The organism is uncultured Subdoligranulum sp. (genome assembly GCF_937890665.1).
On record NZ_CALADU010000102.1, the window covers coordinates 1 to 16,625 of the forward strand.

General features: G+C 60.7%; 17 protein-coding genes and 1 pseudogene. 15 read left to right on the plus strand and 3 right to left on the minus strand.

The window, feature by feature from the left end:
- The 9 genes from Q0526_RS06140 to Q0526_RS06180 form a co-directional block, all read left to right on the plus strand.
- A partial coding sequence (locus Q0526_RS06140; protein ID WP_298731624.1) for an extracellular solute-binding protein occupies positions 1–1,346 on the plus strand: 1,346 nt, incomplete at its 5' end.
- 73 nt (positions 1,347–1,419) lie between these two features.
- A complete protein-coding gene (locus Q0526_RS06145) occupies positions 1,420–2,232 on the plus strand; it encodes a hypothetical protein (protein WP_298731626.1) in 813 nt (270 codons plus the stop codon).
- Between the two features lie 111 nt (positions 2,233–2,343).
- Positions 2,344–3,156, plus strand: a complete 813-nt coding sequence (locus Q0526_RS06150) for an MBL fold metallo-hydrolase (protein ID WP_298731629.1) — start codon at positions 2,344–2,346, stop codon at positions 3,154–3,156.
- 14 nt (positions 3,157–3,170) lie between these two features.
- The gene (locus Q0526_RS06155) at positions 3,171–3,515 is read left to right on the plus strand and encodes an MmcQ/YjbR family DNA-binding protein (RefSeq protein WP_298731631.1); all 345 of its coding nucleotides are present in this window, start codon (positions 3,171–3,173) and stop codon (positions 3,513–3,515) included.
- 145 nt (positions 3,516–3,660) lie between these two features.
- The gene (locus tag Q0526_RS06160; protein WP_298731633.1) at positions 3,661–4,251 is read left to right on the plus strand and encodes a TetR/AcrR family transcriptional regulator; all 591 of its coding nucleotides are present in this window, start codon (positions 3,661–3,663) and stop codon (positions 4,249–4,251) included.
- A gap of 18 nt (positions 4,252–4,269) precedes the next feature.
- The gene (locus tag Q0526_RS06165; RefSeq protein WP_298731635.1) at positions 4,270–5,820 is read left to right on the plus strand and encodes an FAD-dependent oxidoreductase; all 1,551 of its coding nucleotides are present in this window, start codon (positions 4,270–4,272) and stop codon (positions 5,818–5,820) included.
- A gap of 1 nt (position 5,821) precedes the next feature.
- Positions 5,822–6,985 carry a 2Fe-2S iron-sulfur cluster-binding protein gene (locus Q0526_RS06170; protein WP_298731637.1) on the plus strand — a complete coding sequence of 388 codons (1,164 nt, stop codon included), beginning with the start codon at positions 5,822–5,824 and terminating at the stop codon, positions 6,983–6,985.
- A gap of 127 nt (positions 6,986–7,112) precedes the next feature.
- Entirely contained in the window at positions 7,113–8,231 is a 1,119-nt protein-coding gene (locus tag Q0526_RS06175; protein ID WP_298731639.1) for an SLC13 family permease, read from the plus strand.
- Positions 8,232–8,358: 127 nt separating this feature from the next.
- The gene (locus tag Q0526_RS06180; protein ID WP_298731641.1) at positions 8,359–8,538 is read left to right on the plus strand and encodes a hypothetical protein; all 180 of its coding nucleotides are present in this window, start codon (positions 8,359–8,361) and stop codon (positions 8,536–8,538) included.
- A 46-nt stretch (positions 8,539–8,584) separates the two neighbouring features.
- Here Q0526_RS06180 and Q0526_RS06185 read toward each other — a convergent pair whose 3' ends face one another.
- The 3 genes from Q0526_RS06185 to Q0526_RS06195 all read right to left on the minus strand — a co-directional run bounded on the left by Q0526_RS06185 (position 8,585) and on the right by Q0526_RS06195 (position 11,457).
- On the minus strand, positions 8,585–8,995 hold the full coding sequence (locus Q0526_RS06185) for a GtrA family protein (protein WP_298731643.1): 411 nt from the start codon (positions 8,993–8,995) through the stop codon (positions 8,585–8,587).
- A gap of 153 nt (positions 8,996–9,148) precedes the next feature.
- Positions 9,149–9,817, minus strand: a complete 669-nt coding sequence (locus Q0526_RS06190) for a response regulator (RefSeq protein WP_298731645.1) — start codon at positions 9,815–9,817, stop codon at positions 9,149–9,151.
- A 5-nt stretch (positions 9,818–9,822) separates the two neighbouring features.
- Complete coding sequence (locus tag Q0526_RS06195) at positions 9,823–11,457, minus strand: ATP-binding protein (RefSeq protein ID WP_298731647.1); 1,635 nt, start codon at positions 11,455–11,457, stop codon at positions 9,823–9,825.
- A gap of 214 nt (positions 11,458–11,671) precedes the next feature.
- Here Q0526_RS06195 and Q0526_RS06200 point away from each other — a divergent pair, with 214 nt between their 5' ends.
- From Q0526_RS06200 to Q0526_RS06225, 6 genes and pseudogenes are all read left to right on the plus strand, one after another.
- Positions 11,672–12,367 (plus strand): F0F1 ATP synthase subunit A, encoded by a 696-nt coding sequence (locus tag Q0526_RS06200; protein ID WP_298731649.1) that lies wholly within the window; start codon positions 11,672–11,674, stop codon positions 12,365–12,367.
- Between the two features lie 62 nt (positions 12,368–12,429).
- The gene (gene atpE, locus Q0526_RS06205) at positions 12,430–12,648 is read left to right on the plus strand and encodes an ATP synthase F0 subunit C (RefSeq protein ID WP_040917386.1); all 219 of its coding nucleotides are present in this window, start codon (positions 12,430–12,432) and stop codon (positions 12,646–12,648) included.
- 17 nt (positions 12,649–12,665) lie between these two features.
- Entirely contained in the window at positions 12,666–13,154 is a 489-nt protein-coding gene (gene atpF / locus Q0526_RS06210; protein WP_298731652.1) for a F0F1 ATP synthase subunit B, read from the plus strand.
- A complete protein-coding gene (gene atpA / locus Q0526_RS06215) occupies positions 13,151–15,190 on the plus strand; it encodes a F0F1 ATP synthase subunit alpha (protein WP_298731654.1) in 2,040 nt (679 codons plus the stop codon). The genes atpF and atpA overlap by 4 nt, the downstream gene beginning before the upstream one ends.
- Complete coding sequence (gene atpG, locus Q0526_RS06220; protein WP_298731655.1) at positions 15,178–16,101, plus strand: ATP synthase F1 subunit gamma; 924 nt, start codon at positions 15,178–15,180, stop codon at positions 16,099–16,101. Before atpA ends, atpG begins: the two co-directional genes overlap by 13 nt.
- 45 nt (positions 16,102–16,146) lie before the next feature.
- Positions 16,147–16,625 (plus strand): annotated as a pseudogene (locus Q0526_RS06225) (F0F1 ATP synthase subunit beta); the annotation flags it as partial.

Consider the following 16,625-nt stretch of genomic DNA (forward strand, 5'->3'; position numbering starts at 1 on the left):
TCTACAACGCCGTCATCACCAACATCTCCCCCGGCACCACCCCCAACGTCTGCATCACCTATCCCGACCACATTGCCACCTATCTCACCGGTGACAACGTGGTGGTCCCGCTGGACGACCTGTTTGACGATGAACGGTACGGCTTGGGGGGCAGCGAACTGCGGTTCGACGGCCCCACCGAGGAGGAGATCGTCCCCCAGTTTTTGGAGGAATGCCGCTTGGGCGGGGCCTACTACGCCATCCCCTATATGCGCTCCACCGAGGCTTGCTACATCAACAAGGACTTTGTGGAGGCGCTGGGGTATGAAGTCCCCGACGTGCTGACCTGGGATTTTGTCTGGGAAGTCTCTGAGGCGGCAGCCGCCACCAAGGGGGCGGACGGTGTTTACAGCCTCAACGGGCAGAAGGTGCTGATTCCCTTCCTGTACAAGTCCACCGACAACATGATGATCCAGATGCTGCGCCAGAAGGGGGCAGGCTATTCCACCCAGACCGGCGACATCCAGCTCTTCAACGACACGACGACCGAACTGCTGGAAGGCATTGCCGCCCACACGGCCAACGGGGCGTTCTCCACCTTTAAGATTTCCGGTTATCCCGCCAACTTCCTCAACGCCGGACAGTGCGTCTTTGCGGTGGATTCCACCGCCGGTTCCACTTGGATGGGCAGCGACGCGCCGCTGATGGACATTGCCGCCGACGAAGTGGTGTCCTTTGACACCGAGGTGCGGATGATCCCCCAGTTCGACCCGGACCACCCCCAGATGATCTCGCAGGGACCGTCGGTCTGTATCTTCAATAAGGAAGACCCGCAGGAGGTGCTGGCCTCCTGGCTGTTTGCCCAGTACCTGCTCACCGACGAGGTGCAGATTGCCTACTCCGAAACAGAAGGCTATGTGCCGGTGACCACCAAAGCCCAGCAGAACCCCGACTATCAGGACTATCTGAGCCGCGCCGGGGAAGACAAGGACACCCACTATCAGGTCAAGCTGGACGCCGTGCAACTGCTGCTGGACCATCTGGACGATACCTTCGTCACGGCGGTGTTCAGCGGCTCGGCCTCCCTGCGGGATGCGGCGGGCCAGCTCATCGAGGATGTGACCAAGTCGGTGCGGCGCAGTCAGACGGTGGACGATGCCTATATCCAATCGCTATATGCCGACACCCAATCCCTCTACCATCTGGATGCGGTCTCCCCGTCGGGGGGCAAGGCCGATTTAGGTCCGCTGCCCGGTACGGCGGTGGCACTGCTGGGGGGCATTGCCGCCGCTTGGGTGCTGATTTTGGCCTATCTGGTTTGGCAGGCCGTGGCCAAACGCCGCCGGCAACCGGGCAAAAAAGGTTGATTTTCCCCGCAGGCGCGGTATAATAAACGGGAAGGCCGCAACGGAATGCGGCCCATCAAGGAGGATAAGAACCATGAAAAAGATTTTGTCTGTGCTGATGGCACTGGGCATGGCCTGCTCGCTGGCTGCCTGCGCGGGCAGCACTTCGTCTTCCAGCGAAGCTGCTTCCACCGAGCCGGAGGCTACCCCCGCTGCCGAGTCCGAGGCTGCCACTTCGGAGGCTGCCGCCGGTACCGTGCTGAGCTATGAGGAGTACATGGCTGCCGATCTGGATACCGAGGTCACCATCGAGGCCTATGTGCAGGCCAAGCAGTCTTGGTACGCCGATCAGGCTACGGCCACGGTCTACCTGCAGGATCAGGACGGCGCCTACTTCACCTATGATATGGCCTGTTCCGAGGAAGATTACGAAAAGCTGACCGAAGGCACCTGCATCCGCGTCACCGGCTACAAGAGCGAGTGGAGCGGTGAAGTGGAGATCATGGACGGCACCTTTGAATTTGTGGACGGCGCCGATACCTTCGTGGCCGAGCCGCTGGATGTCACCGAGCTGCTGGGCACCGAGGAGCTGGCCGACCACCAGAACGAGAAGGTCAGCTTCCAGGGCCTGACGGTGGAACCCAGCACCGATGCCAACGGCAACGAGGCTGCTTTCCTGTACAACTACGATGGCTCCGGTGAGGACGGCGATGACCTGTACTTCAACGTTTCTTACAACGGCCAGACCTACACCTTCACGGTGGAGAGCTACCTGTGCGACAACACCACCGACGTGTACGCCGCGGTGAAGAACCTGCAGGTGGGCCAGACCATCAACGCGGAGGGCTTCCTCTACTGGTACGAGGGTGCCAACCCCCACATCACTTCGGTGACTGTGGCGGAGTAATCCAACCCAATATCCCTTTGGGGCGGTGCAGCAGGGGCTGCGCCGCCCTTTTGTATTGGTTCCGTTTGTGCTATACTACAACCAAAGCCTAGCGTAAGGAGGCCCCCTGCCATGCGGATCATCACCCTGATGGAAAATACCCCCGGGGCACCGGGTTGTGTCCACGAACACGGCCTGTGCCTCTACCTTGAAACCCAACAGCATACCCTGCTGTTGGATACCGGCGCCACCGATGCCTTTGCCGACAATGCCGCCCAGTTGGGGCTGGATCTGGGCCGGGTGGATACTGTGGTACTCAGCCACGGCCATTACGACCATGCCGGCGGGCTGCTTCGTCTGGTGGAACTGGCCCCCACCGCCGCCCTCTACATGCAGCGGGGGGCCGGGCGGGACTTTTACCACGGCGAGCGATACATCGGCATCGATAAGCGGATCTTGCAGTTGCCCAACCTCCGCCTGCTGGACGGGGACTGCCGGTTGGACGAGGAACTGTTTGTCTTTACCGGCATCACGGGGCGGCGGTTCTGGCCCCAGAGCAACCGGGCGCTGCAGGTGGCCCTGCCGGACGGGACCCGGGTACAGGACGACTTCTCCCACGAGCAGTGCTTGGTCGTTTCCCAAGAGGGGCGGCACATCCTGCTGTCCGGCTGTGCCCACAACGGCATCCTCAACATTCTGGACCGGTACCGGCAGCTCTTCGGCGCTGACCCCGACGTGGTGATCAGCGGCTTCCATATGAAGCAGGCCGACCCCTACACCGAGGCGGAATGGCAGGTCATCGAGGAGACCGGCCGCGCCCTGCGGCAATACCACACCCAGTTCTACACCGGGCATTGTACCGGGAAACCGGCGCAGGAACGGCTGCAGCAGATGCTGGGGGACCAACTGCGCCCCCTGCACAGCGGCGAAGCGCTGGACTTGTGAGAGGAGGCTGGCCTATGGACCGCCGTGAAGCGATTGCCCTCTGTCTGGAACTGCCCGATGCATGGGAGGATTACCCCTTCCATGACCCCAACTGGACGGTTATGCGCCACAAAAGCAACCAAAAATCCTTCGCCATGATTTTTGAACATCAGGGCTGCCTTTGGATGAACGTCAAGGCGGAACCGGGCTGGGGGGATTTCTGGAAAAGCACCTACCCGGCGGTGGTGCCTGCCTATCATATGAACAAGCGCCACTGGATCGGGATCCTTCTGAACGACAGTATGACCCGGGAGCAGGTGTTCCAGCTTGTTGCCGAAAGCTATGCCCTTACCGCACCCAAACGCCCTAAACGATCTTGATGAAGTCCCGGCCATCTGTGCCGGGACCTTTTTATTTGTAAAATTGGCCGAAAATTTTCCCGATGAACGAAATTTTTGCTGCTTTTTTAACAAGACGTGGTACAATGAAACTATAAAATAACATCTGTTACAAAAAGGAGAGGCTATGCCAAGAAGCAAACAGGTGGAAAAGCAGGATATCCTGCAGGCGGCAGCGGAGGTCATCCGGGAAAAAGGGGAGCAGGCGCTGACGGTGCGCAGCATTGCCGCCCGGCTGGGCTGTTCTACCCAGCCGCTCTATTACGAGTTTGCCAACATCGAACAACTGCGGGCGGAACTGCTGCTCTATGTGCGGCAGCGCTACCTGCAGTTCCGGTGCAGCAATTATAAGGAATTTGGACGGCATTTTTTGAATTTTGCCCGGCAGGAAAAAGAACTCTTCCGGTTCGTTTATCTGCGCCGCCGGGACCCCGGCGAAACGCTGCTGGACGATATCAACTGTGAGGAAACCGTCCGCCTGCTGGCCCAGAATTTGGAGATGCCCGCCCAGACGGCCCGGGCCATGCACCGGCAGATGCAGTTTCGCTGTTACGGGTTGGGGGTCATGCTGGCCACCTGTTACTGCGAACTCACCCGGGAAGAGATCGAGCAGGAACTGACCGACTATTACTGCATGATCTTGCGCCACTACAAAGGCATTACCAATGACACCCAGCTTCAATACTGGCTGGAGCGTTCCCGCAATCTGATCCAGTGATCGTATAAGGAGGTCTGTATGCAACAGCAAGACGCAAAACGCTATGACGTGGTGGTCATCGGCGCCGGCAACGGCGGCCTGACCGCGGCCATCCGGGTACTGCAGGGGGGCTATTCCTGCCTGCTGCTGGAAAAACACAACCTGCCCGGCGGCTTTGCCACCAGTTTCAAGCGGGGCCGCTTTGAGTTTGAAGCCAGCCTGCACGAACTCAACGACTTCGGTTCCCCCGACGCCCCCGGTGACATCCGCACCCTGTTCCGGGATCTGGGCGTGGAGGATAAGATCGACCGGGTGCGCATCCCCGAAGCCTACCACCTGATTACCACCGATAAAAAATACGACTGCATCATGCCCTTCGGCGTGCAGGCTTTCATCAATAAGATGGAGGAGTACGTGCCCGGGTCCCGGCCGTCCATGATCGCCTTCTTTGAACTGTGCGAAGAAGTGCGCGCCGCCCAGACCTATTCCAACTCGGTGAACGGCAACACCGACTCCGGGTATATGAAGTCCAACTTCCCCAACTTCGTCAAGGCGGGCAGCTATTCCGTCAATCAGGTGCTGGATGCCCTCAAAATGCCCAAGGCGGCACAGGACATCCTTAACGCTTACTGGTGCTATCTGGGCGTGGACTGCGACCGTATGAGCTTCCTGCACTACGGGTCCATGGTCATCCGCTACATCACCCGGGACGCTTGGATGCCTAAGATGCGCTCCCACGAAATCAGCATGGCGATGGACAGCCGCATCCGGGAACTGGGCGGGGAGATCTGGTACCATTCGGAGGCAGAGCAGATCTTGACCGAAGCGTCCGGGGCGATCCGAGGGGTACGCCTCACCGATGGCACCGTCATCGAAACCCGGCACGTCATCGCCAACTGTTCGCCCCATCTGGTGTTCGGCAAAATGCTGGACCAGAAGTCCGTCACCGAAGCGCAGATTCGGGCTACCAATGCCCGTACCTTTGCGGGCCGGGGCTTTACCCTGTTTTTGGGGCTTAACAAGTCGGCACAGGAGCTGGGCATCCAGAGCCATAACTACTTTATCTATGACACCGCCGACTCGGTCAAGCAGTATGACATGATGCGCAAGGTGGAAACCAACCATGTGCAAGCCACGGTCTGCCTGAACAATGCCTACCCCGAATGCTCCCCGGAAGGCACCTGCATGATGTACTTTACCACCATGTTCATGTCCGATGACTGGGGTAACGTAACCGAAACCGATTACTTCAAGGCCAAGGACCGTGTGGCCGAGGATATGATCCGGGTCTTTGAGCGGGAGACAGGCTGCAAAATCCGCGATGCCATCGAGGAAATCGCCGTGGCGTCCCTCACCACCTATGCCCGGTACTGCGGCCATCCGCAGGGTGTCATCTACGGCTACGAAGCCGCTGACTGGGACGCACTGATGCCCCGCCTGATGATGATGAAAGAGGACGCGGCCCTGCACCCCGGCCTGCGTTTTGCGGGCGGTTATGCCATGCGTTCCAGCGGGTATTCCAGTGCCTATGTGTCGGGGGATATTTCCGGCCGTCAGACTGTGGGCGATCTCAAAAAGGAGGCGCAGTGATATGAAATTCCAGAAACAAATCTTTGGATTTATGGACATGCTCCGCTTCAAGGAGCTGGTGCCCAACCGCCGCAAGGCACTGGCCTCCGGCACCGACACGCCGCTGCCCAAACGGTATCGGGTCAATGAACTGGCCAAAGCGCTGCATCCCGGCCGCATGCAGGTGGAAGTGACCGCGCTGCGCCCCCTCACCGACGGCATGACGGAACTGACCTTCCGCCGCACCGATGCCGACGCCTTCCCCTTCTTCCGGGCCGGACAGTATGTATCGCTGCAGGGAACCGTGGCGGACAGCGTGGTCAGCCGCCCCTACTCCATCTCCTCCAGCCCCCGGGAAGCACTGGAAAACAAGCTGACGCTGGGGGTGGAGAACGCCGGTTTCTTCTCGGGCTATCTCAACCGGGAAGTCAAGGTGGGGGACCGCTTCCTCATGACCGAACCGGCCGGCGAGTTCCACTACGAAACGCTGCGGGATAAACCCCAAATCGCCTGCATCGCGGGCGGCAGCGGCATCACGCCCTTCCTCTCCATGGCAAAAAGCCGCAAGGAAGGGGACGAATCCTATGAGATGATCCTCTTCTACGGCGCCCGGGACGAAGCCCATCTGGCGTATAAGGCAGAGCTGGATGCGCTGGCTGCGGAGGGCGCCATCAAGGTGGTCTATCTGCTCAGCGATGAGACCCGCGAAGGCTACGAACATGGGTTTGTGACCGCCGCCCTGCTCAGCCGGTATCTGTCCATCCCTGACGTGACGTTCTTCCTCTGTGGCCCGGCGGCTATGTATGAATTTGTGGGCAAGGAACTGGAGCCTTTCGCCCTGCCCCGCAAGGCTGTGCGCCGGGACGCCGCCTGCTGCGGCAACCGTGCGGTGGAAAATCCCCGCACCTTTAGCCTGACTGTCCATATCCGGGACAAGGTTTGGAACATCCCCGCCCGAGAGGACGAGACCCTGCTGGCCGCCATGGAGCGGGCCGGCATCCCCGCCCCCAACAAGTGCCGTGCCGGCGGCTGCGGTTACTGCCACAGCCAGTGGCTGGCCGGGGAATACACCGTGGCCGAAGGCCGGGATGGCCGCCGTCTGGCGGACCGCAAATTCGGTGGAATCCACCCCTGCGTGACCTATCCCCAGAGCGATATGGAGATCAACGTACCTCCGGCTGAATAAGCGTTTCTGCCTCCCCGCCCGTCGGGCCTTTGTGCCCGGCGGGTTGTTTTGTGTAAAATGAGAATTGACACCAAGCCGCGGGTTTTCTATAATACCGTAGGAAATTGAGGAAATGGGGAATGGGAAGATGAAAAGCGGATGGGGCCAGCGCTGCGTGGCCTTTTTTAAAAAAGAAACGGTGCTGTGTATCGCGGCGGTGCTGGCGGTGGTGTCCATGTGCATCAATCCACCCAGCGCGGCCTACGCCGGGTATATCGACTGGAACACACTGGCCATGCTGTTCAGCTTGATGGCGGTGATGAAAGGCTTCCAGAAAGCAGGGCTGTTTGTCTGGCTGGGCAACTGCCTGCTGCGCCGTACCGATACCACCCGCAAAATGCTGTTCGCGTTGGTGTTCCTGCCCTTCTTTTGCAGCATGGTCATTACCAACGATGTGTCGCTGATCACCTTTGTGCCCTTCGCCCTCATCGTGCTGCATATGGCCGAGCAGGATTGGCTGGTGGTGCCCTTGGTGGTACTGCAGACGGTGGCAGCCAACTTGGGCAGTATGCTCACCCCCATGGGCAACCCCCAAAATCTGTATCTCTACACAAAATCCGGCCTGTCTTTTGGGAAGTTTGTGCTGCTGGTACTGCCTTACGCGGCGGTGTCCGCCCTCTGTCTGGCGCTGCTGATTCTGCGGTGCGACTCGGTGCCCGTGCAGGCCGCCCCGGTCCAAAGCAAGCTGGCCGGGCCGGCTACGCTGGGGGTATATGCCGCCGGGTTCGGTCTTTGCCTGTTGGCGATCTTTGACGTGCTGCCCCCCTTGGCGGTGGCAGCGGTGGTGGCGGCGGTACTGCTGTTCTATGACCGTCAGGTCTTGGCTTCGGTGGACTACGCTCTGCTGGGGACCTTTATCGCCTTTTTCCTGTTCATCGGCAATCTGGGAGACGTGGTCTGGTTCCGGGAGTTTCTGGCCTCGGTGCTGGAAGGCCACGTGGTTCTGGTGTCGGTGCTGGCCAGTCAGGTCATCAGCAATGTGCCCGCGGCGCTGCTGCTCTCCGGCTTTACCGACCAATGGCGGGATTTGATCGTGGGCTGCAATCTGGGGGGCTTGGGTACCCTCATCGCCTCGATGGCCAGCCTCATCTCCTACAAGATGGTGGCCCAGAACAGCCCCGAACGGCGCAACAGCTATCTGGTTTGGTTCACCGTCTGCAACGTGGGTATGCTGGTACTGCTGTTGGTGCTCAACTGGATTTTATAACACGCCGTTTCCCGGACCGAAAGGTTCGGGAACTTTTTTTGCCAAACCTTGTAACATTCAGGGGCTTGTCGCCACTGATACATTGTAAGGCGCCTGAAATCCCACCCGAAAGGAGGCGAGCCGCCCCGTGAAACTGCCGGAACTAGAAACGGTGCTGCACACCCTCAAGCAGGTGATGGAGCAAAACGGTCTACCTATGGCCTACTACGATGTGACGCTGGTACCCGAGACCGGCTACGAGACCCGAGAAGAGATGATCGCCCTGCTGGCCCATGCCGCCTACATCCCGGCGGAGGAAATCCCCTAAAAGGAACAAACGCCCGGTGCTATGCACCGGGCGTTATTCTTCTTGCTCAATACACAAAGGCTTTTTGCAGCCGGTAGTTCACAAAGAAAAGCGCTACATCCACGGGGATCTTGGCGGCCAATTCGGGGACACTGTCGGGTAGCCAGCCGGCCAAAGCCGCGACCAGCAAGGCGCTGGCCAGCGTTTTCAGCACCGTGATGACGGTGTAGAGGCTGGCGGATTTTCCATGGGTGGCGTGGCTGTGAAAGACCAAAAAATAGTTCAACAGGTAGTTGCACAGCGACGAACAGATCCGGGCCAAAATCGTGGCAGCCACAATGGCAAGACCGGCGGACAAGGTGGGGGACAGCAGGCCGCAGAGTGCCGAGAAGGCGGCCAGATCCACCACGCTGGAGGAGAGCGACGATGCCGAGAATTTTCCAAAGGAACGCACCGCCGCAGCTTGGGCGCTAGACATGAAAGAACATCTTTTCCCACAACACAACGCGGGGCAGGCCCTGCCCCAGCAGGTCCCAGCCCCGGCGAAAAAAACAACGTACAAGAGTCAGTATAAAACCAGAAAAGACAAAAGTCAACCGCCGCCCCAGCCAAAGGGCGGCGGTTGTTGTTGTCAGGTGACCAGCCGATAGACCAAACAAGGCCGACCGCCGGTGCCGTAATTCATGTCGCCGGTGACCTGTCCCTGCTGGGCCAGATACCCCATGTAGCGCCGTACCGTCACCACCGACAGACCCGACGCCGCGGCAATCTCCTCGCAGGTGTAGGCCTGATCCGGGGCAGCCCGCATACAGGCCAGCACCCGCTCCTGCGTTTGGGGCTGCATGCCCTTGGGCAAGGTGGTGGGGGCAGGGGGCGCGGCGTGCATCAGGTGGTCCAGCGCGCTCTGGTCCAAGCTGCCGCCCCGGATGGCGCTGCGCCGCTGGCAGAAGGCATCCAACGCCCGGCAGAACCGGTCGTAGGCGAAGGGCTTGACCAGATAATCCACCACGCCCAGCCGGGTCAGAGCTTCCACGGTGGCGGCGTCGTTGGCGGCGGTGATCATAATGACATCCGCCTCCACCCCGGCGCCGCGGATGGCCCGCAGCAGTTCCAGCCCGTTCATCTGGGGCATATAAAAATCCAAAATCACCAAATCGGCGGCGTTTTGCCGCAGCCAGTCCAGCGCACGCCGGGGCTGGTTGAAGGTTTGGGCCACCACAAAGCGGCCATCCCGCTCGGTATACCGGCGGTTGAGTTCGGTAATCATCGGGTCGTCTTCCACAATGACAACACGGTACATCCCTGTTACCCCTTTCCTTCGGCCGTGGGATTCTCCGGCGGCCGGAATGTGATGATGAAGGAACTGCCCACCCCTTGGGTGGATTCCACCCGGATCTCGCCGTGGTAGGTGTCCACCACGCTCTTCACAAGGAACAATCCGGTGCCGTGGCCTTCCCCTTTGGACGTGCTGCCCCGCTCAAAGATGTGCTCCCGCACTTCCGCCGGCATACCGCAGGCGTTGTCGTCCACGCTGAGGATCAGCCCCCGCTCACTCTCCCGTACCGAGACCGCCACTTCATGCAGCGTGTCGGTGGGGGCGTTGGCAAAGGCGTCGAAGGCATTTTCGATCAGGTTGCCCAGCACGGTGATTAGGCCCGAGGCGGGCAGATAGTGGGTGTCGGCGCTCAGATGGCTTTCCGGGTCCAGCGTCAGCCGTACCCCCAGTTCTGCCGCCCGGCAGCTTTTGCCGATGAGCAGCGCCGCCACCGACGGCTCGGCGATCCGCTGGGAGATCCGCTCCACCGACATGGCCCGGGTCTGGGTCAACTGCAAGACATATTCCTCGGCCCGCTGGGCCTCTCCCAACTGCAGCAGTCCCAAAATCACATGGAGCTTGTTCATGAACTCGTGGGTGTAGGCGCGCATGGCCTCCACAATGTGCTGCACGCCGGTGAGCTCCCGGGCTAGATTGGCGACTTCGGTACGGTTGCGGAAGATCGCCACCGCCCCTACGATCTGGCCGCTCCGGCGTACCGGCATCCGGTCCGATAGAATGCGCACATGATGCAGCGATTCCAGACTGATGTTGTATTCCGGCTTCTCGGTGCGCATCACCCGGGGGATGGTGGACTGGGGATAAACCTGCGACAGCGTCTTGCCAATTACGGCGTTTTTGTCAAAGGAAAGCATCTCCGCCGCCGCCTGATTCAGATAGATGATGTGCTCCTCCCGGTCGATGGCCAGCAGTCCTTCGTCCAGCGCGTCCAGCAGTTCCATCCGGCGCAAAAACAGATCTCGGAAGGCGTCCGGTTCATAGCCCAGCAGATCGCTCTTGATGCGCTGGGCCAGCCGCAGGCTTAAAAAGGTCCCTACGCTCAGCGCCGCAATGCCGATGAGCAGATAGACCCCCAGCGTGTGCAGGCCGGTATTGCGGATGGACCGCAGGTAAAGCCCGGCCATCACATAGCCTTTCACCGTGCCGTCGGGGCGGTGGATGGCGGCATAAGCACAGTAGTCGGCGCCCAGCGGGGCCTGCGAATCGTCCAGCAGGGGATTGTCCACAGCGGTCAGTTGCTGGCGCAAGGTTTCATCCAGCGGGCTCAGCATCTCAATGCTGCTCTGCCCGGAGGTTACATCGCAGAAATAGGCGGGGGTACCGTCGGCGTGGTAGATGGCAAACAGGTCGATACCATCCAAACCGTGAACGGTGCGGTCCACGTACTCTTCAATGCGCTGTGCATCGTCCTCGTCGGCAATGGTCAGCGTGTGGGATACCGCCTGTACGGCGGCGGTCAGGGTATCGTCCCGGATGCGGCGTTCCTGAGCCAGATTCAGCCACAGCCCGGCCCCGGTGGCCAGCACCATCGCCACCAGAATGCCCAGCACCGACACCCGGCGGATCTGCTGGTAAACGGTATGACCGGTGTTTCGCTTCTGCATAACGCGCCGTCCTTTCCCCCTTGGCCGCCAAATGCCGGCAGTTTCTGCGGTTATGATACCACCTTCACACACAATCGTCAATCTTGCACAAAGTTTCTCCGCTTTGGGGCAGACAAATGCGTGGCTTTGTACGGTTTCGTTTTTTTTATTTTCGTAAGACTTACCATTGTGTCCGCTCCGGCGTAAGATAGGTGCGAAAAAGAGGTGAGCATGTTTGGAAGGTTTTAAAGAAGCTTTGGTCGATGCCTTGGCCAACGAAACCGCCTTTACCATTCCGGTGCTGGGGGGCATCCCCATCAGCTCGGCGGTGTTGGTAACCTGGATTATCATGGCGTTCTGGATCATTGTGACCTTGCTGGCTACGCGCAATTTGAAGGTGCGCGACCCCGGTAAGGTGCAGGTGGTGCTGGAGTCCGCCGTGGAGTTTTTGAACGGGTTCGTCAAGCAGACCATCGGTCCGCACTGGCGTCCCTTTGCCCCCTACTTGGGCAGCGTGGCGCTCTACATCGGTTTGGCCAACATCATCAGCATTTTCGGCCTGACGCCCCCCACCAAGGACGTCAGCGTGACCGCCGCACTGGCGCTCATGAGTTTGGTGCTGATCTACGGCGCACAGTTCCGGTATAACGGTCTGCGCGGCGGTATGAAGCGGTTCGCCGAGCCCATCCCCGTTTTGGTCCCCATCAACCTGATGGAAATCGCCATTCGTCCTCTGGCGCTGTGCATGCGACTGTTCGGCAACGTTTTGGGTGCTTTCATCATCATGGAGATCATCAAGTATCTGGTGCCCGCCGTGGTGCCCGCCGTCTTCTGCATCTACTTTGATCTGTTCGACGGCCTGATCCAGACGATTGTCTTTGTATTTTTGACCGCTCTGTTCGCAGGCGAGGGCATTAAGGAAGAAGAGTAAGCCCCGTCCCACCCGCGCGGCGCCGCCGCGCCCATTGAACTCACTATCAGGAGGAAACTACTATGTCTATCGGAATCATCGCCGCAGGTCTCGCAGTTCTCACCGGTTTTGGCGCCGGCATCGGCATCGGCATCGCCACCGGTCATGCCAGTGATGCCATCGCCCGTCAGCCCGAAGCTTCCGGCAAGATCAACAGCACCCTGCTGCTGGGCTGTGCCATGGCAGAAGGTACGGCCATCTTCGGCTTCATCACCGCGCTGATCATCATCTTCGTAGGTTAAAAAGGAGGTGTGCCCCAATGCTGGAATTCCAGCCGTGGACGATCTTTTTTACCATCGTCAACCTGTTGATTTTGTACTTCTTTTTCCGCAAATTCCTGTTTGGGCGCATCAATGCCGTGCTGGAACAGCGGGAAGAATTGATCCGCACCCAAGTCTCGGAGGCCGAGCAGCAGAACGCTGAAGCCAAAAAGACCAAGGAAGAATATGAATCCAAGCTGGCCGGTGCCCGGCAGGAGGCCGCCGATCTGGTGGCGGATGCCAAGCGCCGTGCCGACGAAGCCTACGCCCAGCGTATGGCGCAGGCGGAAGCCGATGCCAAGCAGACTGCGGCGGAAGCCGAGGCCCGCATTGCGGCGGAGCGCAGCGAGATGCTGCGTTCTGCCCGGGGCGAGGTGGCCCATCTGGCCGTCTTGGCTGCCAGCGAGGTAGCCGGCAAGCGGCTGGACACCGACTCTGACCGCGCCTTGGCGGAAGAATTTTTGGCAAAGGTGGGTGAGCAGGCATGAGCGAAGCGACCGAGCGTTACGCCGCAGCCCTGTTTGGGGCTGTGCAGGGCGACGCAGGGGCCGTGCGCGCTGCCGCCGAAGCCCTGATGGCGGATACGAAGCACTGGAACGTGCTGGTGAGCCCCGCCGCCACTGAACCCGAAAAGAAAGAGCTGCTGGCCGGTGCGCCCCAGTTGGATGGACAGGATGCCCTGAAAGCCTTCCTGCAGCTTCTGTTGGAAGAGGGCCATCTGGAGGCCCTGCCCGAGATTCTGCCCGAGTTTTCCCGTCTGGCGCTGGCCGCACAGGGGGGCGTGAACTGCGTCGTGACCTGTGCCCGGCAGCCGGATGAAGCCACGCAGGAGGCCGTGCGCAAGGCGGTCTGTAAGCTGCGGGGCGTCCAGAACGCGGTGCTGCAGATCAAGATCGACCCCAGCCTGCTGGGCGGCTTTGTGCTGGACGTGGACGGCGTGACCTATGACCGCAGCGTCAAGGGCCGTTTGGACCGTCTGGCCCGGGGCATGAAGGATGCCCCCGCCGAGGAATCGGTGGACCAGTTGGCCGCCCAGATGAAGGAAGCCTTGTCCGGCAGCGCCGGCGATCCCATGGCCACCGAGACCGGCCGCGTGCTGGAGATCGGCGACGGCATCGCCAACGTCAGCGGCCTGCGCCACGCCGTCTACGGCGAGCGCGTTGAGTTCGAGAACGGCACCGCCGGTCTGATTCTGGACCTGCGCCGCAAGCGCACCGGCGTGGTGCTGATGGGCTCTGCCGAGGGTCTGACCGAGGGCAGCTTGGTGCGCCGCACCGGCCGTCCCGCCGATGTGCCGGTGGGTGAAGCGCTGATCGGCCGCACGGTGGATGCGCTGGGCCGTCCCATCGACGGTCTGGGTCCCATCGACTGCACCGAGACCCGCCCCATCGAACATGAGGCCCCCGGCGTGGTCAGCCGTGAACCCGTTACCCAGCCCATGCAGACCGGCATTCTGGCCATCGACGCTATGGTGCCCATCGGCCGCGGCCAGCGCGAATTGATCATCGGTGACCGCCAGACCGGTAAAACTTCCATCGCCGTGGATGCCATCCTGAACCAGAAGGGGCAGGATATGATCTGCATCTACGTGGCCATCGGCCAGAAGGCATCCACCGTCGCCCGCCTGCGGGAGACCCTGAAAAAGCACGGCGCCATGGCATACAGCATCATCGTGTCTGCCCCCGCGGGCGAAGGCGCGCCGATGCAGTACATCGCCCCCTATGCGGGCGCGGCCATGGGTGAATACTTCATGTCCAAGGGCAAGGATGTGCTCATCGTCTACGATGACCTGTCCAAGCACGCAGTGGCCTACCGGACCCTGTCCCTGCTGCTGCGCCGCTCCCCCGGCCGTGAAGCCTATCCCGGCGACGTATTCTATCTGCATTCCCGCCTGTTGGAGCGTGCCTGCCGCCTGACCAAGGAATACGGCGGCGGCTCCATGACAGCGCTGCCCATCGTAGAAACGCAGGCCGGCGACGTTTCGGCCTACATCCCCACCAACGTTATTTCCATCACCGACGGTCAGATCTATCTGGAAAGCGGACTCTTCTTCTCGGGCCAGCGTCCGGCTGTCAACGTGGGTCTGTCGGTGTCCCGTGTTGGCGGCGCTGCCCAGACCCGGGCCATCAAAAAGACCGCCGGTACGCTGCGTATCGATCTGGCCCGCTACCGCGAGTTGGAAGTCTTTACCCAGTTCAGCTCCGATCTGGACCCCGAGACCCGGCAGGCGCTGGATCACGGTAAGCGGATGATGACGCTGCTGCGTCAGCCGCTCTGCGCGCCCATGTCGGTAAGCCGTCAGGCCATCATCCTGTACATCGCCACGGCGGGCCTTCTGTCCGACGTGCCGCTGGACAAAGTTTCCGGCTTTGCACAGGACTTTGTGGACCTGCTGGAGCGGGAACAGTCCGCCCTTGTGCAGGAAATCGATGAAACGGGGGCGCTGTCCGGCGCCGCCACCGAGCAGATCCGCACCACGCTGCAAAGCTACAAAGAGCAGGTGAGCGCCACATGGAAAGCATAAAGGAGATCCGCACCCACATCGACAGTGTGCAGCAGACCCTGAAGATCACCAACGCTATGTACCTGATCTCCTCCTCCAAACTGCGCAAGGCTCGCCGTCAGCTCAACGACGTGCAGCCTTACTTCGAGAAGGTCACCCGGACGATCTCGGACATTCTGCACCGCACCGAGGGCGTGGAGCATATCTACTTCGACACCCGGCCCGGCCGACCCCACAAAGTGGGGTATATCGTCATCACCGGCGATAAGGGTCTGGCAGGTGCTTACAACCACAACGTGCTGCGGCTGGTGGACGAACGCCTTCAGCACGAGAGCGACCCCACGCTGTTTTTGATCGGGCAGGCAGGCCGTAACTACTTCCATCATCGGGGCGTGCCGGTGGACGGCGAGTTCATGTACACCGCACAGGACCCCACGGTTTACCGTGCCCGGGAGATTGGCGAGACCTTCATCGAGCTGTTCCGCAAAGGACATCTGGATGAGGTCTACGTGGTCTACACCGAGATGGTCAGCCCCATGGCGATGGAACCCAAGATCATCAAGCTGCTGCCGCTGGACCGGGAGGCCTTCCCTTGGACGCCCCGCCGCAGCGCCGACGGCAGTGAGCGCCACGTAGTGACCTACGTGCCGTCCCCCAACCACGTGCTCAACCACATCGTGCCGTCCTATCTGAAAGGGCTTCTCTTCGGCGCGCTGGTGGAATCCTTCTGCTCCGAGCAGAACGCCCGTATGACTGCCATGGACACCGCCACCGACAATGCCCGGACCCTGCTGAAAGAACTGTCGCTGCAGTACAACCGGGCGCGGCAGTCCGCCATCACGCAGGAGATCACCGAGATCGTGGGCGGCGCCCAGAATACCGGCGACGATTGGGACGATGACTGGGACGACGAAGAAGAAGCTGACCTGTAACTTCCGGCATTGGACCGGACAACGATAGAGAAAGGAAAGACTGCTATGCAACACAAAGGTGTGATCGCACAGGTGTTGGGCCCCGTCGTGGACGTTCAGTTCGACGAAGGCTGCCTGCCGCAGATCAACGAGGAGCTGGCCGTCGAGAAAGACGGAGAGCGCCGTGTGATGGAAGTGGCCCGTCAGGTAGGCCATGGCGCCGTGCGCTGCATCCTGCTTTCGCCCGGCGAGGGTCTGGGCCGCGGTGACGAAGTCATCGCCACCGGCCACACCATCGAAACGCCGGTGGGCGAAGCCACGCTGGGCCGCATGTTCAACGTCTTGGGCGAAGCCATCGACGAGAAGGGCCCCGTCAACGCCACCGAAAAGTGGTCCATTCACCGGGACCCGCCGGCGTTTGATAAACAAAGCCCCACCACCGAAATTCTGGAGACCGGCATCAAGGTCATCGACCTGCTGGCACCGTATGCCCGCGGCGGCAAGATCGGCCTGTTCGGCGGCGCCGGCGTGGGCAAGACCGTTCT